22 protein-coding genes and 2 pseudogenes are annotated in these 24,911 nt (G+C 70.5%); 10 read left to right on the top strand and 14 right to left on the bottom strand.

Annotated features, from left to right (window positions below; translation table 11 throughout):
- Both VS93_RS22570 and VS93_RS22565 read left to right on the top strand, forming a co-directional pair.
- The coding region (locus VS93_RS22570) for an SbcC/MukB-like Walker B domain-containing protein (protein WP_046471889.1) at positions 1-1,436 on the top strand (1,436 nt) is incomplete at its 5' end.
- Positions 1,423-2,712, top strand: a complete 1,290-nt coding sequence (locus tag VS93_RS22565; protein WP_046471888.1) for a TIGR02679 family protein — start codon at positions 1,423-1,425, stop codon at positions 2,710-2,712. The genes VS93_RS22570 and VS93_RS22565, both read left to right, overlap by 14 nt.
- Positions 2,713-2,794: 82 nt before the next feature.
- Here VS93_RS22565 and VS93_RS22560 read toward each other — a convergent pair whose 3' ends face one another.
- From VS93_RS22560 to VS93_RS32055, 4 genes are read right to left on the bottom strand one after another with little or no spacing between them, the layout of a single operon-like run.
- Positions 2,795-3,148, bottom strand: a complete 354-nt coding sequence (locus tag VS93_RS22560) for a hypothetical protein (protein WP_046471887.1) — start codon at positions 3,146-3,148, stop codon at positions 2,795-2,797.
- The gene (locus tag VS93_RS22555) at positions 3,111-3,845 is read right to left on the bottom strand and encodes a hypothetical protein (RefSeq protein ID WP_162231702.1); all 735 of its coding nucleotides are present in this window, start codon (positions 3,843-3,845) and stop codon (positions 3,111-3,113) included. Before VS93_RS22555 ends, VS93_RS22560 begins: the two co-directional genes overlap by 38 nt.
- Positions 3,826-4,566, bottom strand: a complete 741-nt coding sequence (locus tag VS93_RS22550) for a YrdB family protein (RefSeq protein WP_156184974.1) — start codon at positions 4,564-4,566, stop codon at positions 3,826-3,828. Before VS93_RS22550 ends, VS93_RS22555 begins: the two co-directional genes overlap by 20 nt.
- A gap of 53 nt (positions 4,567-4,619) precedes the next feature.
- Complete coding sequence (locus VS93_RS32055) at positions 4,620-5,210, bottom strand: zinc ribbon domain-containing protein (protein ID WP_394298845.1); 591 nt, start codon at positions 5,208-5,210, stop codon at positions 4,620-4,622.
- On the opposite strand from VS93_RS32055, the gene VS93_RS33550 reads away from it, so the two are divergent.
- The 4 genes and pseudogenes from VS93_RS33550 (at position 5,097) to VS93_RS32045 (ending at position 7,630) form a co-directional block, all read left to right on the top strand.
- On the top strand, positions 5,097-5,492 hold the full coding sequence (locus VS93_RS33550; RefSeq protein ID WP_394298844.1) for an IS3 family transposase: 396 nt from the start codon (positions 5,097-5,099) through the stop codon (positions 5,490-5,492). The genes VS93_RS32055 and VS93_RS33550 overlap by 114 nt on opposite strands.
- Positions 5,431-5,649 (top strand): annotated as a pseudogene (locus VS93_RS32645) (transposase); the annotation flags it as partial. The gene VS93_RS33550 and the pseudogene VS93_RS32645, both read left to right, overlap by 62 nt.
- A 308-nt stretch (positions 5,650-5,957) precedes the next feature.
- On the top strand, positions 5,958-6,776 hold the full coding sequence (locus tag VS93_RS32050) for a DEAD/DEAH box helicase (protein ID WP_236700673.1): 819 nt from the start codon (positions 5,958-5,960) through the stop codon (positions 6,774-6,776).
- A complete protein-coding gene (locus VS93_RS32045; RefSeq protein ID WP_236700677.1) occupies positions 6,695-7,630 on the top strand; it encodes a C-terminal helicase domain-containing protein in 936 nt (311 codons plus the stop codon). Before VS93_RS32050 ends, VS93_RS32045 begins: the two co-directional genes overlap by 82 nt.
- Positions 7,631-7,790: 160 nt before the next feature.
- Here the strand turns inward: VS93_RS32045 and VS93_RS22535 are convergent, their stop codons facing one another.
- The 7 genes from VS93_RS22535 to VS93_RS22505 form a co-directional block, all read right to left on the bottom strand.
- Positions 7,791-8,414, bottom strand: a complete 624-nt coding sequence (locus VS93_RS22535) for a nucleoside/nucleotide kinase family protein (protein WP_046471883.1) — start codon at positions 8,412-8,414, stop codon at positions 7,791-7,793.
- A gap of 154 nt (positions 8,415-8,568) precedes the next feature.
- Positions 8,569-9,165, bottom strand: a complete 597-nt coding sequence (locus VS93_RS22530; RefSeq protein WP_052745928.1) for a hypothetical protein — start codon at positions 9,163-9,165, stop codon at positions 8,569-8,571.
- 155 nt (positions 9,166-9,320) lie between these two features.
- Positions 9,321-10,436, bottom strand: coding sequence for an MFS transporter (locus tag VS93_RS22525; protein WP_046471882.1), 1,116 nt, complete (start codon positions 10,434-10,436; stop codon positions 9,321-9,323).
- Positions 10,437-10,611: 175 nt separating this feature from the next.
- On the bottom strand, positions 10,612-10,863 hold the full coding sequence (locus VS93_RS22520) for a hypothetical protein (RefSeq protein WP_046471881.1): 252 nt from the start codon (positions 10,861-10,863) through the stop codon (positions 10,612-10,614).
- Positions 10,864-10,865: 2 nt separating this feature from the next.
- Positions 10,866-11,336 carry a membrane protein gene (locus tag VS93_RS22515; RefSeq protein ID WP_046471880.1) on the bottom strand — a complete coding sequence of 157 codons (471 nt, stop codon included), beginning with the start codon at positions 11,334-11,336 and terminating at the stop codon, positions 10,866-10,868.
- A 536-nt stretch (positions 11,337-11,872) separates the two neighbouring features.
- Positions 11,873-12,397, bottom strand: coding sequence for a flavoprotein (locus tag VS93_RS22510; RefSeq protein WP_046471879.1), 525 nt, complete (start codon positions 12,395-12,397; stop codon positions 11,873-11,875).
- A gap of 56 nt (positions 12,398-12,453) precedes the next feature.
- Positions 12,454-13,470 carry a universal stress protein gene (locus tag VS93_RS22505; RefSeq protein ID WP_082127114.1) on the bottom strand — a complete coding sequence of 339 codons (1,017 nt, stop codon included), beginning with the start codon at positions 13,468-13,470 and terminating at the stop codon, positions 12,454-12,456.
- A 506-nt stretch (positions 13,471-13,976) separates the two neighbouring features.
- Here VS93_RS22505 and VS93_RS22500 point away from each other — a divergent pair.
- Positions 13,977-14,728, top strand: a pseudogene (locus VS93_RS22500) (MBL fold metallo-hydrolase).
- A 276-nt stretch (positions 14,729-15,004) separates the two neighbouring features.
- Complete coding sequence (locus VS93_RS22495) at positions 15,005-15,913, top strand: LLM class flavin-dependent oxidoreductase (RefSeq protein WP_046471877.1); 909 nt, start codon at positions 15,005-15,007, stop codon at positions 15,911-15,913.
- Positions 15,914-16,042: 129 nt separating this feature from the next.
- On the opposite strand, the gene VS93_RS22490 is transcribed toward VS93_RS22495, so the two are convergent.
- Complete coding sequence (locus VS93_RS22490) at positions 16,043-16,534, bottom strand: phosphoribosyltransferase (RefSeq protein WP_046471892.1); 492 nt, start codon at positions 16,532-16,534, stop codon at positions 16,043-16,045.
- A 223-nt stretch (positions 16,535-16,757) separates the two neighbouring features.
- Positions 16,758-17,909, bottom strand: coding sequence for a MinD/ParA family ATP-binding protein (locus VS93_RS32035; RefSeq protein ID WP_394298843.1), 1,152 nt, complete (start codon positions 17,907-17,909; stop codon positions 16,758-16,760).
- A 717-nt stretch (positions 17,910-18,626) separates the two neighbouring features.
- On the opposite strand from VS93_RS32035, the gene VS93_RS22480 reads away from it, so the two are divergent.
- Positions 18,627-20,963, top strand: coding sequence for a bacterial transcriptional activator domain-containing protein (locus VS93_RS22480; protein ID WP_052745927.1), 2,337 nt, complete (start codon positions 18,627-18,629; stop codon positions 20,961-20,963).
- A 167-nt stretch (positions 20,964-21,130) separates the two neighbouring features.
- Here the strand turns inward: VS93_RS22480 and betT are convergent, their stop codons facing one another.
- Positions 21,131-23,266, bottom strand: coding sequence for a choline BCCT transporter BetT (gene betT, locus VS93_RS22475; RefSeq protein WP_046471876.1), 2,136 nt, complete (start codon positions 23,264-23,266; stop codon positions 21,131-21,133).
- Between the two features lie 1,107 nt (positions 23,267-24,373).
- Between betT and VS93_RS22470 the strand changes: the two genes are divergently transcribed.
- The coding region (locus tag VS93_RS22470) for a hypothetical protein (RefSeq protein ID WP_046471875.1) at positions 24,374-24,911 on the top strand (538 nt) is incomplete at its 3' end.

Genomic DNA, 24,911 nt, shown 5'->3' with positions numbered 1-24,911 from the left:
CCCACTCCGATGCCCGACAGGCCGACCGGACCGCCGCGGCGGACGAGGCGGCCGCCGCCCGGCTCGCCGAGCGGGTCGGCGCGATCGAAGGATCGGTCGGTGTCGAATACCGCGAGCTGGTAGCGGAGATCACCCGGCTGCGCGGCCGGGTAAAGGAGATCGAACGCGAGCGCTCCGGGCTCCTCTCCACCGACCGGGAGCTCCGGGTCCGGCTCGGCACGCTGGAGGCCCAGAGACACACCGCCACCGAGCAGCGCGACCAGGCGGTCCTCGACCGCGACGCGGCTGCCGCGCGGTTCCGGCACCTGTGGGGCGGCTGGCTGCCCGCCGACGCCCGCCTGGACACCGGCACCGCCGTTCCGGAGACCACCACGGCCGCGCTGGAGACGGCCCGCGGTGTCGCGTCGTCGCTCCCCTCGGTGCGGCACGAGGCCAAGGACCTGCGGGCCGCCGAGGCGCGGGTGTCGGACCAGCTGCGTGATACCGAGGAGGCGCTGGCCGGCCGCGCGGACCTGTCGTTCGACGCCGACGAGGACATCCGCGTGCTGACCGCGAGCGTCGACGGGCGGCGCATGGGGATCGCGGAGTTCGCCGATCAGGTCCGTTCCGAGCGGGACCAGGCCCGCACCCACCTCACCGACGCCGAACGGGACCTCTTCGACCGCACGCTGACCGGCGACACCCGCCGCCAACTGGCCGCGCGCATCCGGCAGGCCCAGGAGCTCGTCGACACGATGAACCGGCGCCTGGAGCAGGTGCGCACGGCCTCCCGGGTGCGCGTCCACCTGCAGTGGCGGATGGACCCGAGACTGCCTCCGGGCACCCGCGAGGCGCGGGACCTGCTGCTCCGGGACCCCGCTGGACTCGGCGAGAAGGAGCGCGACGCCCTGCACCGGTTCTTCCGCGAGCGCATCGACGAGGCGCGGGAGGCTGACACCGCCGCCGGCTGGGAGCATCAGCTGCTTGAGGTGCTCGACTACACCAAGTGGCACCGGTTCGTCGTCAACCTGGACCGCGACGACGGCCAGGGCTGGCGCCCGGTGACCAAACGGGTGCACGGAGCGCTGTCGGGCGGCGAGAAGGCGATCGTGCTGCACCTCCCGCTGTTCGCCGCGGCGGCCGCCCACTACCGGTCGGCTCCGCACGCACCGCGACTGATCCTGCTGGACGAGGTATTCGTCGGGGTGGACGCGGTCAACCGCGGCCAGCTGCTCGAACTGCTGGCGGCGTTCGACCTGGACCTGGTGCTGACCTCCGACCATGAGTGGTGCACCTACGCGGAGCTGGACGGCATCGCCATCCACCAGCTGCTGACGGGTTCCGACGATGATGCCGTAACAACGGTGCGGTTCACCTGGGACGGACGGGCGTTCGCCGCGGCCGACGGGACGGGCGGTGGCACCTCCGCAGGGGACGGCGACGATGCCGCCGGATGACCACCAAGCCGCGCCGCGGCCGTCCCGGGCGGAGCCGGCTCTGACGCGTCTGGACCGCCCGGAGTTGGCTCCGTTGTGGCGGGCGCTACGCGACCGCTTTGAGCAGGGGCGCCCGGTCAGCACCGTGCGGGTCGGCCCGTTGAACGACGCCGAACAGGCTGTGCTCGCCGACCTTCTCGGGTGGCGGCGGCTCCCCGGCGAGTTCGCCCGGGTGCGGGTCAGCGCGCTGGACGAACTTTTCGGGCAGGTGGCCGGCCTCGATGCCCGTGCCGCTGTGGAGGCCGTTACCGGTCCGCTCGCGGACCGCGCCGCCGAACGGCTCGCCGCGCGCCGGGCGCGCGACGAACTGTGGTCCTGGTTGGCGGAGCACCCCGTGGTCCGGGCCGAGCCCGCTCTGGAGGAGTGGGTGGCGAAGGTGAGCCGAAGCGGGGTCGTCGACGGTTCGGTCGCCCGGACCCGGGAGCTGCTCGTACGCGCACTGGCTGTACTGGAGGCACTCCCCGCCGACGGCGTCCCCCTCCCTGCTCTGGCCCAGGCCGCCTGCGGCCAGGAGCACGCCCTGGACGACGGCACTCGGCTGTCGAACCTGGTGCTCCGCGCGCTCGCCGCCCTGCACGACGAGCCGGAGCCCGCCGACGCCGAGGAACGGCGTGCGCTGTGGGAGCGCTCCGGTGTCGCCTGCGATGCGCTGTCGACAACGGTCCTGGTCGCCGGGCTTCGCTTGAACGGCCGCGGCCCACTGGCCGAGACGCTGCGCGTCTGGGCCGCGGCAGGGCAGGCGTGTCCGGTGACGCTTGCCCAACTCCAGCACTCGGGGGGTCTGCACACCGGCGCCCGCACGGTGTGGGTGGTGGAGAACCCGTCCGTTCTCGCGATGGCGCTCGCGCGCTTCGGCGCGGCCTGCCCGCCTCTGGTGTGCACCTCGGGGTGGCCCAGCGGCGCCGCGATCCTGCTGCTGCGACGGTTGCGCGACTCAGGCGCCGAGCTGCGCTACCACGGCGATTTCGACGGTGACGGCATCCGCATCGCCGCCTACGTCTGCGCCAAGACGGACGCCCGACCGTGGCGCATGGGCCGCTCCGACTACCTCGACGCGGTGCGGCCAGAAGGGCGCGGTCCCGGCCGGATCACCGACGCGCCGTGGGCCCCCTCACTCGCCCCGGCACTGCGCGAGCACGCGGTGGCGGTTCCGGAGGAACAGATCGCCGCCGACCTCTTGGCGGACCTGGCCACCGCCGCGGAGGAGGCGCCCGAGGATCGCAGCGCCGGCGGCTGAGGCGTTCCGGTGTCCCCTCCGCACCGGCGCCGGAATCCGCTCCGCCCATGGCGTCCCCGCCGGGACCGCCCGGCCGGGCGGCTCAGAGGACGCCGAAGACGACGGTCACCGCCTGGGAACCGTTGTACCCGTACCCGGGCTGGGAGACGGCGACCGCATCGGGCAGGACCGCGTGGTTCAGCAGCACCGGATCGGAGTTCCGGCCCTGGGAGTCGTCATCGGAGATGCCGGGGAGCTCGATCGGCGTGGGTGTCCCGTCCTCGGCGTCGATCGCGACGAACTCACCTCCGGCCACGCCGTAGAGGAAACCGCGGTGGCTCTGGTGCGAATCATCGTTCCAGCGGATCCGTTCCTCGGCCTCCCAGGCCGTTTCTCCGTCCTCGACCCGGAGTCCCGTGTCAGTGCCATCGCTGCGGGCGGCGAAGACTCCGTCCACGGGTCGTACTCCGCCCTCCGCGGAGCCGTCGACCGCCACCAGCTCCGGTGTCCGGCACGCCGTCAGGGGCCGTCGGCCCCCGCCGCCACAGGACTCCGCCGTCCGGCCCGTAACCGGTGAGCGTGGACCAGCGCGGTTCCTTGGAGCCGTCGGGCCTTCTGAGGGGGGCGACCGCGGTAACGGTGGCCGCTTCGTCGATGACGACGTCGGTGATCGCGTGCCCGCCCCCGCATTCGTATGTGCTGCATGCGCTTTCGTAGCCGTGGCTCCCGTTCCCGCCGTGGCCGGTGCCGCCGTTCGCCGCCGCCTCCGCCGATTCCTTCTTCTTCCGCTCCTCCCGCTCCACCTCCTCCTCAGGCTTGGGCGGCCGCGGGAGCTTCTCCTGGTGGAGCAGGCTGCCGTCGTCCGCGCCGTAGACCGCCAGCGCCGTTCCCCTCCACAGCGCGAGCCGCCCGCCGCCGAGCGCGCCGTGGACGCTTCCTCTCCCGTCCTGGAGATCCTCCGTCTGTACGTTCGCCAGCCGGGTGCGGTCAACGTCGATGGTGGCCACCCGTTCCCCGCTGGCGGTGTCGAGGAGGAGCCAGCTGCCGTCGGCGTACCCGGCGATCCGGTCGGGGAACTCCGGGTCGGCCTGGACGCCGGTCACACCCGGGGCGCACCACCGCTGTCCGCCCGTCTCAAGGTCCAGGGCCAGCACCACCCTGCGAGGTTCGCCCTTCCCGCTCCCGTCTTCCCGCAACTCCACGATCAGGCTGTCCCACGGTGTTGACACGTTCCCCGGAGACCTGGTCCGCGTTATCGCCGAGGAGGTTTCCGAACGCCTCGAAACCGGCATCCAGCGTCCATTTCACCCGACCGTCGGCCGTGTCGTAGACACCGATCCCGTCCGCGTGGATCACGGCCATCGACGACGCGTCGCCCGACATGGGTCCGCCCCGCTGAGGGATGTACCAGCGTGCCGCACCGACGGCCTCGTTGCCCGGGAACCGCGCCGCCCCGGCCAGGAGGCGTTCGCCGTCATCGGCCTCACCGTTGTCATCGGCGGAGGCGGCGGCCTCCACCGGTTCCCCATCCGGCCACTCGGCGCTCGCACCCGCGGTCACCTCGGGGACGTCGCACAGCGCCGCGTCCGCGTCCGGGCCCCAGTACAACGGGAACACCACCCCGGCGACGACCAGGCCCGCCGTGGCGACCACCGCTGTCTTCTTCAGTCGCACGCGCCGCGGCCCGTCCTGCTCGCGGAAGAGCAGCCACCTCCAGGAGCTGATCTGCACGAGCGTCGCGACGATGGCCAGCACCACCACACCGACCGCCGCCGAACCGGACCAGGCGGCCCACGAGGCGAGCACGGCGACACCGAACAGCAGCAGCTCGCCGATGACCACGGCCGGCCCGGGCAGCGGGATCCTGGTCCGCACGTTGCTGACAACGAGGAAGGCCCCGATCAGGACGGTGGCCGCGACCGCGCCGATCAGCGTGTACCGCGCCAGTACCCAGACTGGTGGCCCCCAGAGCGATCAGCAGGACGGCGACGCGCGGCACATGCCTGACCCACCCCTCCCCTCCTCTGGAACAAGGCGGTGATAGTGGTGGGAATAGTGGTACGCACCAACATAGGATTCCACAAGCGCGGCGAACCGCCCAGAACGGAACCGCCGCCGCGCCCGCCACGCCTCCGACCGTGCCACTCCCCCCATTTCCCGGCTCTTGCCGCGTCATTGACCCACCCACCGGGGGTCTCACCCGTGTACGTGAGGAACTTGACATCCTCTCCTGCCCAAAGGCGGGAGAATCCAGCCAACGGAACGCGTCCGCTGCTGGTGGTTGACGCTTCATCGCCCGGGTACCCCCGAGGGCTCCACATCCTGGCACCCACAATGTCCTGGGGCGCTTCCTGCTTTGCCGCATGTGCGATGTTGCGCGCGGCATTGGTGTCTGCGTTCTCGGCATGTCCGCATCCGGGTGCCTTGCACACGAACCGGTCTTGGGACTCCCGGTTGCCCGGGGTGATGAATCCGCATACCGAGCAACGGCGCGAGGTGTTGAGGGCGGGCACCTTGATGAGGTGGCCGCCCCGGTCGAACAGCTTGTATTCCAGCAGGGTGCTCGTGCGTCCCCACGCTTCTCCGCTGATCGACCGGTTCAATCCGGCTTTCTGCCGGACGCCTGTGCCCGATTCGCCACCCGCGCTGAGGCCGAGCAGGAGGTGTTCTCCTACATAGAGGGGTTCTATAACCCCTGGCGGAGGCATTCGGCGAACGGCCAGCTCAGCCCCGCCGAGTATGAACGTCGTCACACCGAGAAGACCCGGCAAGGGGCCGCAGTACTGCCTGAAGCCGCGTAAAACCCAAGCTCACAGGCATCTACTAAACCGAAGCAACTCCACTTACCAGGTGAACCGCAACATCATGCACGGGCGGTTCTGGTCAGGGTCGTACTTCGCGGGATCGTGCGGTGGTGCTCCGCTGGCCGTGGTCAAGCGCTACATCCAGGAACAACAGCGACCCGGGCCGGTTCCGGGAGGCTGGTGGGACGATTCACCCCGGCCTGAAGGCCGGGGCACTCTCGCGAATGCTAGGTAGGATCGGCACAGCGCCGCTACCGGCCGAGTCCGCCCGCTGCGCACTTCCGGAACACGGCGCCCGGTCCGCTGTGCCGTACAGTGACTCCTCGGCTCGGCCCCGGCCCGGCCCCGGCTCCCCAAGTCACACACCGCGTGGGCGCCGACAAAAGCGAGAGGCCGGATAATCGCAGGAACGAGCGCGGTTCGCCGGTGGGGCGAACCGCCAACGGGTATGAGGGACCGACCATGACACGGAACACCACCGACGGCACGATCGGCTTCGCCGACCTGCCACTGCGGCCGGAGCTTCTGGGTGCGCTCTCCGACCTCGGCTATGAGGAGCCCACGCCGATCCAGCTCGAAGCGATTCCGCCGCTGCTGGAGGGACGTGATCTGCTCGGGCAGGCCGCGACGGGGACGGGCAAGACGGCCGCGTTCGCGCTTCCGGTGCTTCAGCGGTTGTCTCAGGACGGCGCGGGCGCGAAACCGATGGCGCTGATCCTCGTGCCAACGCGGGAGTTGGCCGTCCAGGTTTCGGAAGCGGTCCACCGCTACGGCCGCGACCTGGGGGCACGGGTGCTCCCGATCTACGGCGGTCAGCCCATCGGCAGGCAACTGCGAGGGCTGGAACGCGGGACCGACGTCGTGGTCGCGACCCCCGGGCGCGCGCTCGACCACATGAGCCGCGGGACGCTCTCGCTGGACGGACTCACGATGACCGTCCTGGACGAGGCGGACGAGATGCTCGACATGGGGTTCGCCGAGGACATCGAGCGATCCTCAAGGACACCCCCGAGGACTGCCAGAAAGTGCTCTTCTCGGCGACGATGCCCCCGCGCATGGACGGGATGGTCCGCCGCTACCTGCGCGACCCGGCCCGGATCCAGATCGCGCGCGCGACGAAGACCCAGGGCGAGGCTCCGCTGGTGCGGCAGAACGCCTATGTGGTCCCGCGGGCCCACAAGCCCGCGGCGCTCGGACGCCTGCTGGACACCGAGTCCCCGACCGCCGCGCTCGTCTTCTGCCGCACACGCGAGGAGGTCGACCACCTCACCGAGACCCTGAACGGACGCGGCTACCGCGCCGAGGCGCTGCACGGCGGGATGGGTCAGGAGCAGCGCGACCGTGTCATGGAACGGCTGAGGAGCGGAAGGGCGGACCTCCTCGTCGCCACCGACGTGGCGGCGCGCGGACTCGACATCGAACAGCTCACCCATGTGATCAACTACACCGTGCCCTCCGCGTCCGACTCCTACGTGCACCGGATCGGCCGGGTCGGCCGAGCAGGCCGCGAGGGCGTGGCCATCACCCTGGTGGAGCCGCGGGAGCACCGGATGCTCAAGAGCATAGAACGGGCGATCGAAGGCAGGATCTCGGTCGAGAAGGTACCGACCGTCGCCGACATGCGGGCCCAGCGGATGGAGTTGACGCGCGCCGCACTGCGCGAAAGCCTCCTGGACGACGACCTGGAGCACTTCCGCGTCGTGGTCGAAACGCTCACCGATGAGTTCGACGTCATGGAGGTGGCCCTCGCCGCGGTGAAACTCGCGCACGACACCTGGGGGCCCGCGGTCGACGACGAGGAGATTCCGGAAGTCGCGGTCAAACCCGTGCGGGAGAAGAAGCAGGGCCGCCGTGACACATCCGGACGCGAGGAGCGGCGCGGCCGCGCGTCGACGGGCGGAATGGTGCGCCTTTTCGTGGCCGCCGGGCGCAGTGCCAAGATCCGACCGCAGGACCTGGTCGGCGCGATAGCCGGCGAGTCGCGCCTCACTGGGCGCGATATCGGAGCGATCGAGATCGCCGATCGATTCTCCCTGGTGGAGGTCCCCGAAGCCGCGGCCGACGAAGTGATCGGGGCCCTGCGGAACAGCACCATAAAAGGGAGGAAGGTGGTGATCCGCCGGGATGCGCGCTAGACGCCGGCGGGGCCGGACGGACCGGTCGCCGCCAGCGCCCCGACGGCACCATCCGGGCGGTACAGCAGCCCTTCCGGTGAACAGCGCCCCGTGTTGTGCGGGATCGCGGTGCGCGCACTCCCTGCCGGCACCGGCCCGTCCTGCGGCGCGACTACTACAGCTATTCCGGGTCACCGAAAACGACGAGATCCGCGCGGGCGCGGGTGGGCGAGACAAGCGCCGCGTTGCGCTCGTCGCTGCGGAGAACCCATTCCCCGGCTTCCTGCCGGGTTTTTCCGTAACGCACGTGCCGCGCGATCAGCCGGGAAAGACGAGCGTCCTCCTCCGGTGCCAGGAACCACGCTTCGTCGAGCAGCCCGCGCACCTCTCTCCACGGGCCGGTGTCGAGCAGTAGGTAGTTACCCTCGGTGATGACGAGCGGCACGTCGGGTCCGACCGCGATCGCCCCGGCGTAGGACTCCTCGACCTCGCGGTGGAACCTCGGCGCGTACACGGTGTCGGCTCCCGGTTCGCGCAACCGCCGCAGCAACGCGACGTATCCGGCGGCGTCGAAGGTCTCCGGGGCGCCTTTGCGGTCGCGAAGACCGAGTCGGAGCAGCTCCTCCTCCGCGAGGTGGAACCCGTCCATCGGGACCAGCACGGCTGAGGACCCCAGCTCGCGGAGCAGCGCCGTGGCCACCGTCCCCTTGCCGGAGCCGGGAGCACCGGTGATCCCGAGGATGCGCCGCCGCCCGGGCTCGGCCAGGGCGCGCGCCCGCTTGATCAGACCATCGAGCTGGAGCACGCCACTCGCCTTCCGCCAACCACGCGACGACATTCGCGACGCCGTAAGTACATCTCATACGCCTGCACTGTCAAGGGAATTGTGTGGAGCTTGGCGCCCGGCCCGGCCCGGTGCCTGGGCGCGGGGCAACTCTCCGGACGGGCGGCGCGGCGGATCACATCACCAGGAGAAGGATGAGGCCCAGGCCGAGCAGGGAGTCGATGACGGCGCAGAACTCGGCCAGAGAACGGGTGACGACCTGGTCGGCGCGCCAGTGGGCGACGTCCCAGATCGCGTGGCCGAGCAGGGCCGCAGCCACCAGATAGCCGGCGTACTCCAGGCCGGCGAACTCGGCGATGACCACCACCACGCCCGCGACCAGCATCTGCGGTATCTGGAGCCGGAACAGACCGGGTCGGCGCAGTTGTCCGCCTATCAGCCCGACCACGGTGGCGACGAGGGCGACCGGTCCGAAGAGGACCCAGTAGCTGAGGTCGAAGAACTCGACGGCCTTCGCGCCGGCGAGCAGAACGACCAGGACGAGCCAGACGGCGCCGGGCCGGTCGATGACCGCCACCGTCAGGTAGGTCAGTGCGGCGACGGCCACGATCATCGAGGCGAAGGGCGTGCCGTCCCCGATGGAGAGGACGGCGAGGGCGATCCCCAGGTAAGTCGGCCAGCGGCCGGTGATCGCGGTGGCGAGGCGGCGAATCGTGGTCTGCCGGTATCCGTCCCGATTACGGGCAGAATACCCGGGGTGGGTATCATTCATGGTTCCGACTATGGCGCCCCCGACCCGCCGGCACGAGCGCCCGGGGTCGCCATGTCCGAAAAATCGGGCTACTTGTCCTTTCCGCCCATGTTCGGGACATGGAGGCTCGACCCGCCGCGGCGCATCGGGCGGCCACAGCGGAGAGGGGAAAGGGGTCAGCGTCCGGTGACCCGGGTGGCGCGTGTACCCGCGATCCAGGAGAGCAGTGCCACGCCCGCCAGGAGGGCCGCCACCAGGGAATAGCTGTACTGGGAGGCCAGCCATGCCGCGGCGACCGGAGCGGTGAGACCGACGAGCCCCCAACCGCTGAACACGATCCCGTAGGCCGTGCCGAACCGTTGCGGTGACACCGCCGCGACCGTGGCGAGCGGGGTCAGTACCGACAGGGCTCCGTACTGCATACCCAGCACCAGCAAGGACGGCAGCGTCGCCGCGGGGTGCTGGAAGGCCGCCAGCGCCAGGCAGGCCGCGATCGCCGCGGCGGCACTGGCGTGCAGCGCCGGCCGCTGCCCGAGGCGGTCCACCGCCGGGCCGGCGAGTATCCGGCCGGCGAAGTTGCCCGCGTTGAGCAGGGACACCGCCGCCACTCCCCAGCCAGGATGGCCGGCGAATGCGGCGGCATGGCCGAAGGCGACCAGGGCGGGGAGGCTTCCCAGGGCGAACATCATCCACAGCGCGGGGACCGGGGCGAGTTCGTCCCGCCCGATGTGTGCCTGCCTGGCAGCGGAGTGGCGCTCAGGGAGCCCGGCACCGGGCAGCAGGGCCGCCGCGGCGAACACGAGCAGCCCCAGCCCGACGGCCAGGGTCAGCAGCATCCGGGTCGCGCCCCAGGCGGTGAGCATCGCCGAGGCGAGCGGGGCGAGGAGGACCGCCCCCGCCGCGTAGGAGGCGACGACGATGGCCACCGCTCCGCCGCGGCGGCGCACGGCGGTTCCGGCGACACGCACCGCTGTGGCATAGCCCAGACCGCTGGCGCCGCCGACCAGGATTCCGAAACCCAGCACCAGCAGCGGCAGCGTGGTGGCCACCGCGGTCAAGCCGAGCCCGAGGCCGGTCCCCACCCCCACGACGACGGCGAGCCGCCGCGGCGCGATCCGGTCCGCCGCGCGCCCACCGGCCAGCACGCCGCAGGTGAAACCGGCCAGGCCCGCGGCGTAACCGACACTGGCCGTAGCCGGCGAGACCCCTACGGCCTCGGCCAGCGCCGTGCTGAAGGTGTCCCAGATGAACAGTGGACTGATCGCGAAATCCAGCAGGACCGCGCCGGCCACCGCCCGGCGTCCCCCACCAGTCCTCATCCCATCGACGGTACTGTTCTCGTCCCCGTGATGGGACCGCGGTACCGGGCGAATGCCTGGAGCCGGATGCGCCCTCCGCGGCGGGTCGCAGCGATGGTTCCGCGGCCTCCGGCTTCGGCACGGAGGGCGCTCGCCCTTTCCTGCGGGGTCACCGCGCCAGCCGGCGGAGCGCCAGCATACCGCCGATGCCCGGGACGAGAGCCATGGCCGTCACCCCGATGGTGCCCCGCGGGTCACGGGCGGCGGCGATGGCGGAGACCAGATAGGCGCAGCCGTGGACGGGGCCGGCGAGTGAGGAGACCTCGGGGAGGTGCACGGTGGCGAGATTGATGAGGAGGACCAGGAGGGAGGCGAACTCGACGGTCGCGGCGATGCGCAGAGGCCGGCGGGCTCGGGGCATGATCAGGCTCCTGTGGTGGACCCGGGGCGGACGATCATGAGGATGGTGATGACCGCCCAGAGGACGTTGAAGAGGCCGGTGAACATGGCCAGGCGGACTGTGCTGCTGCGCCGGACGGGCGGGTCCTGGTGACCGAGTTGGGCCAGGAGGGTGTCCTGGCCGGGCAGGATGGAGAAAGCGAGGACGCAGGCGGCGATCCCGGTGAGTAGGACCGAGACGATGAGCCAGGTGTCGGTGAGGATGCCCATGCTGCTGGCGGTGGCGAAGCCGAAGACGGGGACGGCGAGGCCGACGGCCGCGTAGACGCGGCAGATCCGGTGCAGCACGCGGACCGGGGCCGTCGATGCGGTGTCCGCCGGGCCGGCGGCCTGGGCGCGGCGGATCGCGGCGGGGAACATGCTGGCCGCGACGGTGACAGGCCCGACCGCGATGATGGCGGCCAGAACATGGGCGGCGAGGAAGAACTTGGTCATCGGAGGGGACCGGGCTCCTGATCTGCGGTGGCGGAAGGTCGGGGCGGGTTCGGACGGCACGGACACGGCCGCGCTGGGACCGGACGGTGCCGTGCCGTTCGTGAGCGAAAGGAACTCGGTCCCAGCGCGCCGGGGCCGCCGATCGGGACGGATCGCGCGAGCACGCTGCGCTCCTTCTGGGCTTCGCTGATCTTTCGCGCCCAACGCTAGGCAGCATCGCCCGGGCTCCCCAGAGGGGCCAACGACAAAGTCCGACGGGTTCTCGCCATCCGCCGACCGCATCCGCGCAGCAAGCCTCGGAGGTGGCTGCGTGTCCGGCCCGCGGCGGCGCGTTCATCTCCGTTGCCGCCGGAGTGCTCGACGGGCCAGGCACCACCGCTCACCAGGGGTGGAGCGGCCGGCCGGGCGCTCCCTCGAAGACCGACGCACAGCCGGATGCTCGCCACGCCGACAACGGTCAGCCGCCGCCCCGCGCGAGTAGAGCGGAGCCTTCTCGTGTGCCGCGCCGGCGGATGCCGGCACTTCCACGAGTCCGGTCAGCGGCGTCCCGCCGCGGACTCGACCGCCTCGGCTGTCTCCCGCCATGTCGGGATGCGCCCCTCATGAAGGGGGTCGGGTTCGTGGAGCACCGTGACCGGGGGAATCGAGCGCAGGGTCTCCAAACTCTGCTGGGACGCCGGGTGCGCGAAGAGCTGCGGGTTGGCTTTGGGGACGACGACCGTGGGAACCCCGTAGCCGACCATCTCGCACAGCAGCGCAACCGCCATGGTGTCGGCGATTCCCTGAGCGAACTTGTTCACGCTGGCGAACGTGAGCGGGCACGCCAGCACGCAATCGGGCGGCTGGAGTCGCCGACCCGTGCCCGGCATACGGAAGTCCACCCGCACCGGTTCGCCGGCGGCCGCCGCGAGCTGCTCGGTGTCGTGGAACCGGGTGCCCATCGGGGTCGAAACCACCGTGACGTTCCAACCCCGGGTGCGGAGCAACGTGACGAGCTCGGGCACCTCCTCAGGCGTCGGGGCGCCGGAGACAACGAGATACAGAGGGCGAGAAGAATCCACGGGTAGCAATGTAGACGCGTCTGCGCCATTGTCTCGAACTCCGCTGTTTCCCCCTCCTAAGCCCCAGGGGCGCGGACGATGGCGAGCGTGACGGGTGAACGGCGGATGAGCGCGCTGCTCACCGAGCCGAGCAGCGTTCCCGGAAACCACCCGTGCCCGCGCGAGCCCACGACCAGGAGTGCTGCCTCTGGTGCCACTTCGAGGAGCGTGCGCACCGGGTGGCCCTGGACGACCCGTTGTTCCAGGGCCACGTCCGGGTAGCGATCCCGCCACCCGGCCACCGACTCGGCGAGCGCAGCCACCGCGAGTTCGCGCTGGGAACCGACGTCATCCGGCAACATCGGCCAGGCGGAAATCTCGGGTTCCCAGGCCATCACCGCGACCACGCCCGTACCACGGTAGGCGGCCTCCTCGAAGGCGAATCCGACAGCCTCCTCGGAGATGCGGGAACCGTCGACCCCGACAACGACGCTACCGTCCGCGGTTCGCTCCCCGGGATCGTGCGCCACGATGACGGAGCAGGGTGCGTGCGCCGCCACCTGCCTCGCGACGGGGCGAAGAGTGAGGTGGTGCTCATCCTCGCGCCGGGAGGCGCCCACGACCACCAGCGATGCCTCGCGTGCGGCGTTCGACAGCACCGCGGCCGCCGCCCCCCAGCCGAAATGGCTTTCGGTGAGCACTGCGGCTTCCCGAGCGTGAACGAGCGCCCTGGTCCGCTCGAGCAGTTCCTCCGCACGTGCGCCGGCCTCTTCCTTCGCGCTCTCCCTGAGCTTGCGGTCCCGGGCGAACCACGGAGGGAATTCCTGAGCGTGTACCAAATGCAGCGGTGCCCCTCTGCGTACCGCTTCGCCGACCGCCCAGGCCAGGGTCGTCGCGTCCGCTTCGGAGCCCTCCACCCCGACTACGACCGGCCAGCGGGGCCCGCAGGTCTGGCTGGCATCGTTGGCCTCCTGTGTTCCTCGCCGTGCACGGGCAGCGATGCCGAACGTGGACTGGGACCTGCCGCCAGGGATTCGTGTCGACGCGGTTTCCCCGGCCTTGGCGACACCGGAATCCACATCCGAGCGCCTCACCCCCGTTCGCCCCCTGATATCGCCCTCGGAAGCGAGGTGGCAGACCCGAACCCGACCGTGCCGTTCCCCACCCGCTTCCGTGCGCCACGGCGGCTACCATCGCGCGCAAGTACGGACGATCACCCTGGTCGTGCCGCCGCGGTAGTGGTCCAGGACTCCCGGCCCTCCCCGGCGGGCTGCCGGCGCGCCCAGTGACGCACAAGGATGAGCGGAATGGCCCGCTGTCCGGTTCGCAAGGGGCCGCTCCACTGTTATCGGCACCTCATAGGGTGTGTATACCAGTGTGCTGCTGGCCAGACCAGTCGGCTCACCGCCTGCCCCTGCCCGGTGGAGTACGCGTCGAGAACAGGCAAAGGCGATGGCGGCACCGGCGCCCATCCGACCTCGCGGCCGCGGCTTCCGCGGTGAACCGCCGGTACCTGGGCATGATGTGGAGGAAACGAATGGCGGGCTCCGTCTCGGCTCCGGAACCGACCCACGGCCGTTGAGAGCGGGGAGGGACAGCGATGAGCGCAGCGGGCCGGGCGGCGGTGACGTTCGCGGGCTCCGGTGACGCGTTCGGCAGCGGCGGGCGTTTCCAGGCATACATCCACATCCGTCCGCCGCGTGGAGAAGCGGTCCTGCTCGACTGCGGCGCCACCTCCCTGGCGGCGCTGAAACGCCAGGGGCTCGACCCCGGCGACATCGGCACCGTGTTCGTCTCCCATCTGCACGGTGACCACTTCGGCGGCTTACCGTTCCTCGTCCTCGACGGCCAGTTCGCCAAGCGCTCCCGGCCGTTGCGGGTGGCCGGTCCCCAGGGGACCGCCCAGCGGTTGACCGAGGCGATGGAGGCGATGTTCCCCGGCTCCAGCACGGCGCACCGCCGGTTCGCGGTGCAGATCGTCGAACTCCAGCCCGGCCGCACCGCCCGCGTCGGCGACATCGAGGTCGACGCGTGGGAGGTCGCCCACCCAGCGGCGCACCACCACTGGCGCTGCGTCTGGACATCGGCGGAACCCGGATCGCCTACACCGGCGACACGGCCTGGACCGATGCCATCCTCGACGCGGCCGCCGGAGCCCACCTGCTGATCGCGGAGGCCTACTACCGGGACAAGCCCGTCCCCCACCACCTCACCCACGCGGCTCTTGCCGAGCACCGCCACCAACTGGGCTGCGAACGCGTCGTGCTCACCCACATGTCCACCGACATGCTCGACCACGCGGACGAGAGCGTGTTCGAGACGGCCCACGACGGCCTGGTCCTGCACCTGTAGCCCGTAGCGGCGCCGCCCCGCAGTGAAGCGGTTCGGCCCGTTCCGGCCTCCTTCGGTCCGTCGGCGAAGCGGAGTCGAAAAGGGTCGACACGGGAATCTCCGGTGGTAAGCACGCACGAACCGCCTGGTGCTCCGTACTCGATACCCGGCCGACCGGATTCCTCGGACTCCGCACCACCCGAACTCGCAAGGACAGGAGGCCATGCCCAGAGCCCCCGGGTCCACCGATCTTACGAATGACCAGTTCAGGCCCAGATCAGAAAGGTAGGGCAGACGATGACCGACTACGGACACGATCTGCTGTTCGGGGCGTTCATCACGCCCGCGGTCCAGCCGGTCACGCACGCGGTCGACCTCGCGGCCGCAGCCGACCGCGCCGGTCTGGACCTGGCGACCTTCCAGGACCACCCCTACCAGCCGAGGTTCCACGACACCTGGACCCTGCTGTGCTACGCCGCCTCCCGCACGGAACGGATCCGCGTCAGCGGGAACGTGCTCAACCTGCCCCTGCGGCAGCCGGCCGTACTGGCCCGCAGTGCGGCCAGCCTGGACCTGCTCAGCGGCGGCCGGTTCGAGTTGGGGATCGGGGCGGGCGGTTTCTGGGACGCCATCGAGGCCATGGGCGGACGGCGACTGGCGCCGGGGCAGAGGGTCGCCGCGCTCGACGAGGCGATCCGGATCATCCGCGGGATCTGGGCGGTCGACGAGCGCGGAGGGGTATGGGTCGACGGCGGTTACCACCGCGTCGGCGGCGCGAAACGCGGCCCCGCACCCGCACACGACATCGGGATCTGGGTCGGCGCCTACAGGCCGAGGATGCTGGGACTGACCGGACGCGCGGCCGACGGCTGGCTGCCCACGCTCGGGTACCTGCCGGGCGGGCCACACGATCTCGTGGAGATGAACGCCGCCATCGACGAGGCCGCGATTTCCGCGGGACGGTCCCCGGCGGACGTGCGCCGGCTGCTGAACATCTCGGGCCGGTTCACACGATCGGGGGGCTCGCTGCTCAACGGGGCTCCGCGGCAGTGGGCCGAGGAACTCGCCGGGTTCACGCTCGACTACGGCATCACCGCTTTCATCCTCGCGGCCGACGACGAGGCGCCGATCGAACGCTTCGCCTCCGAGGTCGCTCCCGCGACCCGCGAGCTGGTCGCCGTTGAACGGGCCCGTTCGACGGCCTGAGGAGACACCGGAGGCCCCTTTCCTCGCGGGGATCCGGGTCATTTGCGGGCTTGGTCGCGGCTATCGGGCGCCGCTCCCAGCCGGGTGCCGGCCCCTTCCGCGGTCGCCGCAGCCCTGCCGGGCGAAGCGTCAGGCGTCCTGCCCCTCCCGCTGGACCACGGGGGGCAGCACCGACCACGGGAAGTTGATCCACCGGTCCGTGCGCCGCCACACATAGTCGCACTTCACCAGGGACCCGGGTTTCTCGTAGACCACCGCGCTGCGCGCCTCCGCCACATGCTCCTGGCAGAAGTCGTACACCAGCTTCAGCGTCCTTCCGGTGTCCGCGACGTCGTCGGCGACCAGCACCCTCTTCCGGCTCAGGTCCACGGTGTTGGGGACCGGGGGAAGCATCACCGGCATCTCCAGGGTTCTGCCCACCCCCGTGTAGAACTCGACGTTCACCACGTGCAGGTTCTTCACGTCCAGCGCGTACCCCAGCCCTCCGGCCACGAAGAGCCCTCCGCGCGCGATCGAGAGGATCATGTCCGGCTCGTAGCCGTCGTCGGCGACGGCCCGCGCCAGCTCGCGCACGGCCGTGCCGAAGAGCTCGTAGGTCAGGTTCTCGCGGTCGCCGCTCACGGACGCACCCTTTCGACGTCTCTGCAGGCCGTCCCGGTGCGGTTCCGCGAGTGCCGTGCTCCCCGACCGGGCTGCCTCCAGTATCCCGGTCCACGGCACGGCTTCGACCCCGGGCACCGGAGCCCGGGTTCGCTCTGTCCAAGGGGTGCGAGAGGGCTTCCCCTTCCTGCTGTTCCGATCGTTCGGCGGCCAGGACGGCAGAGGGGTCAGAGCCCCGGGCCGCTCACTGCGGGTGGGGTGTGTGGCGGCCCTCCGCTCCCGGGGTGCCCGCCGCGGCCCGGTCCGGCAGCGCGAACCCTTCCGCCACCGCGGCGGCGAGTTCGAGATAGGCGTCGCGGGTGTGCGGACGGAGCCGATCGAGTTCCACGTCGGCGCCGTCCCCCAGGTGGGGGTCCCAGGGCACCTGCACGACCTCGCGGCAGCGCTCGATGAAGTGCTCGTTCAGGCGGTCCAGGTCGATCCGGTTCTTCGTTCCGGTGCGGGACAGGACCACGACCGCATTGCGGGCGAGACCGGTGTGCCCGTGCGCCTCCAGCCAGTCCAGCGTGGCGCTGGCGCTTTTCGCGCCATCGACCGAGATCGAACTCACCAGGACCACCTGGTCGGCCAACCCCAGTATTCCGCGCATCGCCGAGTGCAGCAGCCCGGTTCCGCAGTCGGTCAGGCAGATCGAGAAATGGGTCTCCAGTATGCGTGCGACTTCGCGGTACTCCTGTTCGCTGAAAGCTTCGGAGGCCGCCGGGTCGCGGTCGGAGGCCAGCACCTCTAGTCGGCTTTCTGCCTGGCTGGTGTAGGCGCGCAGGTCCGCGTACCGCTGAACCGTCGCCTTCGCGTTGAGCAGGTCGCGGAGGGTGGCGCCGGGCTCGTGACCGATTTTCTCCGAGAGTGTTCCGCGGTCGGGGTTGGCATCCACCGCGATCACCCGGTCACCGCGTACGGAGGCCAGCGTCGACCCGAGCACGGCGGTCGTGGTGGTCTTGCCCACCCCGCCCTTGAGACTGAGTACCGCCACCCGGTAGTGGCCGGCGCGGACCTGGGTCCGGGCCTGCGCGGCGAGTTCCCGCCGGCGTACCTCCGCACGGGAGTCTCCCGGACGGACCAGGCCGAGCGTCGCTGTGCGCACGGCCCTCCGCCACCCGGCCGGGCGCCGTCTGCGCCGAGGCGGGATCAGCGCGTCGGCGCTGAGTTCCGGCCGGTTCGCCAACGGTTCCGGATCGTCGGGAGGCGCCCCGAACTCCTGTATGAGGTCCGCCTCGTCGGGTTCCGGCTCCTCCTCGTCCTCCGACGCGGCGAATGCGGCCTCCTCCGGTTGCGCGGATTCCTCCTTGTTCTCCTTTTCTCCCTTTTCCTGATTTTCGGCAGGGCGGCGTGTCACCGATACCGGGTCGGCCGCGTGACCCGCCTCCCAAATCTGGGCCAATCCGGACCGGCGGCCGGAGGGGCCGCTTCGCTCCGCGCTGATCCCGCCCTGGGCGTGTTGGGTTGCCGATGGAGCCTGCTCCTCCTCTGTCCGATTATCCAGGTCCGGGTTACCGACGGATTTCGCCATGACTGTCTGTTTCCTCCACGGTGTTTGGTTCTTTTTCGGACAGCAGACTCTAGTGAGCAGACCGTCCGATGTACAGCATTTGCGCGCAGAACATATTCGGCGGAAACGACCAAACTCCCCAATCGGGCGAACAGCGCGAATACCAGAATTCCCACCAATGTTTTCCGCGGTGAACAGCGACCGGGGACACAAAACCCGGCTACAACTTCCTTCCGATTTCATATTCGGAGAGTTACGATTTTTGACTCACGGTGGTGAAGGTTTGGTTGGGAGCAGATGTCAGGGAGCACCATGGTGGAACTCCGATCTCGTCGGCAGCGGCGGATCCTCCCGGGCGCCGGCGCGGTCCGCCGCACCGGTTTCGGCCGTCCATGCCGCCCCTGGGGACCGCGCCGGTGACCGCGGTCCCGCGGCATTCGCCCCGACACCGCTCAGGAACGGCACAACGGCCGCGAGACGCCGGACGCCGCACGCCCGGAGGGCGGAGAGCCCCTGGAACCGGGCCGGAAGCCACCTCTACCGGACTCCATTGGAGGCCCCACTGTGTCGAGTGAGAACGAATCCGGTACCGGGACCCAAGCCGGTTCGGGCATTCCCGCGCCGCGCATCGCCTGGGAGCACACCGGTGACGCCGACGGCTGCCTGCTGGCCTTCGCGGCCGGTAACGGACAACAGCGGCCTGACGACCTGCAGATCACGGACTTCAGGCCTGCTGCGCCCGGCCGGCAGCTCACCATCACCGGCGACGGCGGCGAGGAGGAGCCGATCGCCGACGAAGCGGGAGACCGCACCCGGCAGAAGCAGGGCGGCGGTCCCGCGGGAGAGGAACCGCCCGCAAGCGCCCCTGAGCCGCCGGAGCCGGACTCCGCGGTCAGCGGATCCGCACCGCCGGCCGGAAACGGCACGGCGACCCCGGAGCCCAACGGCGCAACGGCGGACCCGGAGGCCGCCGGGACCGCGCAGGCGACCGGACCCGAGCCCGCGCCGACTTCCGAGGAGGACACCGCCGTGGCCCCGGACGCGGCCGGCTACAGCGGCCTGCTCGCGGCCGAGTGCACGGCCCTGCTCGGTTTCCGGCGCCGCGTCCAGCTCCGCCGCCGCAAACCGGGGCATCGGATTGCCTGCACCGGCGAGAACACTCTCATCGAGACAGAGGAAGCCATGCGCCACAACGCAGATCCGGCCAGCGTCGAACTGCTCGACCAAGCTCTCCGCTCTCTCGCCGCCTGCGCGGCGGAGACCGGGCGGGATCTTCCGGTACTCGCCGGAGCGCGCCTCACGGCCCGCGGCTGCGAACTGCTGCTCGCGGATGCTGAAGGCAACGGAGCGGTCGGCCCGTTCCAGCACGTGGGCCTCTACTCATGGGCCCTCGACCGCGAGCACGAGGCCCTCCTCCCGCCGCACGAGGCCCGGGCGGTACCCGCGCCCTACCCGGGCCTGGTCACCCTGGGCAGTGACGCCACCGGCGCCCACGTCCTCATCGACACCGTCCACACCGGCGCTGTCAACCTCACCGGCGACCCCGAACAGGTCGAAGAGGTCCTATGGGCGCTGGCGTTAGAGCTCGGAACCTCGCGGTGGTCCGACCACTGCGAGGTGACCGTCGTCGGATTCGGCGCGGAGCTGCCCGCCGCAACGCGCACGCTCCGGATCCGCCATACGACGACGTTCGCCTCCTGTCTCGACGAGACCGAACAGATCGCGCGGGAGCTGCGCGCCTCCCCCGAACGGGTCGAAGAGTGCGTCCCGCACATCGTTCTCAGCGCGCAACCGATCTCCTCGGAGAACATGCTGCGCCTGCGGGACGCGATCGTGAGCGCTCCCCACCTGCCACTCGCGGTCATCACCGCGGCCACCTCCGAGCAGTGTTTCCCCACCGAGTGGACGCTGGACTGCACCCCCGGCGCGGATGTCACACTGCCCGATCTCGGTCGTTCCATCACCCTGCAGCGGCTGTCCGCCGAGCAGCGCGCCAAGACGACGCACCTGCTGGTCAGCGCCCAATCCGGCAGCCGGCCCGACCATGACTGGGCTGCGGTGCCCGCCGAACCGCCCGGCCCGGTGATCACCGCTTCCGGGCTGGGCGGAGCCGAAACGGCGCAGGGGGACCATACGGCACTCCGGCCGCCCGTCCCGCGCGCGGCGCCCGGGTACCCCTGCGTCCGCGTGCTCGGGCCTGTCGACATCACCTGTGTGGACCCCGCGACTCTGGAGCCGGGCAAGCGCCGTTCGCTCATCGAGCTGGCGTGCCTGCTCGCACTCAAACCCGGCCAGACGCCGGATCAGATCTCCCGGGTCCTGGGCGGGCCCCGCGGACCGTGGTCGGCCTCCACACGTTCGACGAGCCTGAGCCGGCTCAGGTCCTGGTTCGGCCGCGACGCGAAGGGGGACCCGTTCTTCCCGACGCTGAACGGGAGAGGTTACGCACTGGCCGACACCGTGGGCTGCGACTGGATCGACTTCCAGGCGCTGGCTCTGTACGGGATCGGCAACGACACGCCCGCCGGGAACGCCGCGCTGCACCAGGCGCTCGACCTGGTCCGGGGCGAGCCTTTCGCCGGCACGCCGCCCGACCGCTACCTCTGGGCCGAGCCGCTGAAGCCGACGATCATCGCGGCTCTCGCCGATGCCGCGCATACTCTGGCCGTCCGCTATATGATCTCGGGTGACCTCGAACGGGGACGCGACGCACTCGTCAGGATCCTGGAGACCGACCCCGCCAACGAACTCCTCTACCGGGACCTGCTGCGTATCGAGTACCGGAACCGCGATCCGGAGGCGGTCCAGCGGACGGTCCACCGGCTGACCGCCGCACTCGACGAACGGGACCTGGAGATGGAACCGGAGACCATCGCGCTTATCGAGCAGATGCGGTTCTGAGGGAGCAGGCCCTCTACTCCTTCGGGTATGCGGGACGCCTCCCCGCGGCTCCGCCCGTGTCACCGTTCCGTTCATCCCGCGCACGACCGCGGCCCCCGAGCCGGAGCTCGGGGGCCGCGTTCCGGATCCTCAGCAACCTTCCGGCGGCTCAACGGCCGCTACGGGCGTCAGAGATCCCCGTCGGCCGGGTACACCTCGGGCGTTCCGGTCCTGTGGTCGGGCAGCGCCGAGCGGTCCGCCGCCTCCTGGTGCAACCGCAGGAACTCCAGGTGCCGCTCGTACTGGTCGAGAATGTTGCTGATGAGCTGCTCCTTGCTGTAGCCCATCACGTCGTAGCCCTGGCGGCCTCCCGCCAGGTACACCTCGAAGCGCACGTAGGTGTCGTGCTCGGTGACCGAGCGTGTGGCGAACGCCGGTGTGGGCGTCTCGATCGGCCACACCCGGTAGATGAACGACTCCTCCCGGCCTGTCGGCACCCGCAGCTCCAGGCACGGGATTTTGACCTCCTCGTCTCTCCCTTCGATGACCGATGCGTCCGCACCCTGCTCGCGCAGCTCCTCGGCGACCTCCTGGAACGCCGGGCGACCCACCTCGTCGACGAATCTGGTGGCCGCCCGCTTGCCGGGGAAGCTCATCGCCCGCGTGAGCCGCTGCCGCCAGTTGCGCTCCACGCCCCGATCACCGTCCGCGGCTTGCCCTGGCGACGGCGGCGGCAGGGGGGTTCTGGACGCGTCCTCCCGGAACTGTTCGACCCGCAGCGCCTTGTACAGGCCCCAGATGATGAGGAACATCACGAACGAGAACGGCAGGCCCATGATGATGGTCGCGTTGGTCAGCGCGTCCACGCCCCCGACGATGAGCATGGCGAGGGTGAGCAGTCCGGTCGCCGACGCCCAGAAGATGCGCAGCCACGCGGCGGAGTCGGTGACCGGGGTCGGCAGGTGCGAACTGAGGTTGCCCACCACCAGCGCGCCGGAGTCCGCGGAGGTGACGTAGAGCAGCAGCCCGACGAAGGTCGCCAGCCCGGCGCTGAACGTGACCCCGGGGTACTGGGCGAGCAATCCGTAGAAGCCCTGTTCCGGGGTGTTCATGGCGACCTCGCCGAACTCGGTGTTGCCGCGCCGCACCGTGTTCAGCGCGCTGTTGCCGAAGATCGACAGGAAGGTCAGCGTGAATAGGAACGGGATGATCAGCGTCGCCGCGACGAACTGCCGGATGGAGCGGCCGCGCGAGATCCTGGCGAGGAACAGACCGACGAACGGCGCCCACGCGATCCACCAGGCCCAGAAGAACAGCGTCCAGGCGTTGAGCCAGTCGGTCGGCGGGTCGTAGGCGAAGGTGTTCAGCGTCATCGCCGGGAAGCGGCTGACGTAGTCGCCGACGTTGAGGATGAGAGCGTTGAGCAGCCGGATGGGGCTCTCGACGACCAGCACGTAGAGCATCAGGGTGATGGCGAGCACGACGTTGAGCTCGGACAGCCGCCTGATGCCCCGGTCCACCCCCGCCACGGCGGACACCGTGGCCATGAGCACGGCGACGGCGATCAGGCCGATCTGTGCGGCGAGCCCCTCGGGCACGCCGAAGAGGAAGCTCAGCCCGTAGTTCAGCTGCACCACGCCGATTCCGAGCGACACGGAGATACCGAAGATCGTGCCGAGGATGGCCGCGAGGTCGACCGTGTCACCGATCCGGCCGTGGATGCGTCTGCCGATGATCGGGTACAGCGCCGAGCGGATGGCCAGCGGAAGGCGGTAGCGGAAGGAGAAGTAGCCGAGCGCCATGCCCATCAGCGCGTACATCGCCCACCCGGTGATGCCGTAGTGGAACAGCGTCCACACCACGCCCTGCCGGGCCGCCTCGACGGTCTGCGGGTCGCCGGCGGGCGGCGCGAGGTAGTGGCTGACCGGCCCGGCCACGGAGAAGAACATCAGGTCGATGCCGATGCCCGCCGCGAACAGCATGGCCGCCCATGCGAACAACCCGTAGTCCGGTGTGGAGTACTGCGGCCCGAGTTTGATCCTTCCGTACCGGGACACGGCCACGTACACCACGAACACCAGGTACAGGGTGGCGGCGAGGAAGTAGTACCAGCCGAATCCCTCGGAGATCCACCCGACTACTATTCCGATTGTGTCCGCGGCTCCTGTCGGGGTGATGATCGCCCAGATCGAGAGCGCGAGGATCAGCACGGAGGATCCGATGAAGACGACAGGCTTGAGCCGGATATCCTTGTGCGATCCGGCGGCCGCCGTGTCCGGGGGTTCCTGTTCCGCTGCTTTACCGTGCTTTTCGTTGGTTGACACGGTTTCACCTCTCCAGTGTGCGGTTCTGGTGGAAGTCAACTGCGAATGGCGGAAATTGGGGGGTTGCCGAGAACGAAATCGGCGGCCCTCTCGGTAGCGTCGTCACCAATGCGCGAATGCCGCCGTTGGTGGGAAGGGAGTCGCGGAAACACCGACCGCCCGCGGCCCGCCGGCCCCGGCGACGTGGTGTTCCGCCCGCTCGGAATACGGCGGGCAATGCGCGTGGCCCCGGGTTCCCGTCCCCGGGACGGAGCCCCGGCGCTCTGGGGCCGGCGGACTGCCGCGCTGGGAGATCATCGCGCTGGTGGGCTTCGGTACGCCGAGCAGCCTGCCGTGTCCGACTCGCCGACCACCCATGAACGGCTCCGGTTCGAAGACATGGCACCGCCGGTAGCAGCGGTCACCAATGACCATCGCCGGCGCGGCCGACGCGCGGGTGAGGGTGCCCCGATCCCGACCGGACCGCCCCGCCTCCAGCACGAAGCCCCTGCCGCCTGGGTCCGCGTTCGACCGGTCAGCCGGCGCACGGCCCGATGAGCCCCGGCCGACACCGACGATGTCATCGTCGTACTCCGCGCGGCCCATGCTGCCCCTCGTTTCCGTATTTCGCCCCAAAAGTTACGTGTCCGACATCGAGAACAACAATGTCTTCCCAGCGCACAGCGGTGTATCCTTACCCAGCTTATGCCGGAAAGGCTCCCTTCCGTCCAATTTGTTCTTTAGCGAGACCGTAGGGGATCGCGTTCCGCCGGTGAAACCGGCGGGGACCCGCTGGTCACAGGAGCCGGCCTCCGGCAGGGCGCCCGTCGGGGACGGCGCAGATGTGCACCAGATAACGGTGGTGTCCCCTGGCCGGGGCGCCGCAGCGGGACACCGGTACGCAGTGCGCCGTACGCACGGATCAGCGCGTGAACGGATGGCACGGGCCCGTCGAAGGCCAACGATGGTGGCATCCCGAAACCCGCGGCCTCAGGAGCGCGCCGTGACCGAGCACACGACCGGGAAGCCGCCCTCCGCCATCCGGGGCGCCACCGCGGCCGGCTACCGCCGGCGGTCCTGAGCCCGGCCTCCCTCAACCACCCGCGTCCCGTCCGAAGGAGTCCCATCATGGCAACCACCGCACCGGCATCCGCGCGGCCGCGTCGGCTCGGCGCCCGTACGCGCAAGGCCGTCCTGGTGACGCACATCGTCTCCGTGAGCGTGTGGATCGGTCTCGACGCCGCGCTGGGCGTCCTGGTGTTCACCGCGCTGCTGACCGACGACACCCAGGTCGCGGCCGTGGCCTGGCAGGCGCTGGTGCTCATCGCGCTCTGGCCGATGTTCACCGCCAGCCTGGCCGGCCTGGCCAGCGGTGCCGTGCTCGGGCTGGGCGGCAAGTACGGCCTGGTCCGGTACTGGTGGGTCGCGGTGAAGCTGGCGATCAACCTGCTGATGTCCGCGCTGATCCTGTTCGCGCTGCGGCCCGGCCTCGTCGAGGCGGCCGCCTACGGCCGGGAGCTGGCGACCGGGAGCACGGCGCTTCCGGAGCCGACCGGGCTGCTCTTTCCGGTGTTCGTCGCGCCCACCCTGCTGCTCATCGCGGTGCTGCTGTCGGTGTACAAGCCGTGGGGCCGCATCCGCGAGCGCGCGGCGCCGTCCCGGCGCG

Source organism: Allosalinactinospora lopnorensis (assembly GCF_000981225.1).
Taxonomy (GTDB): Bacteria; Actinomycetota; Actinomycetes; order Streptosporangiales; family Streptosporangiaceae; genus Allosalinactinospora; species Allosalinactinospora lopnorensis.
Note: the sequence above shows the minus strand (reverse complement) of the source record. Positions and strands in the feature narration are given on the sequence as shown.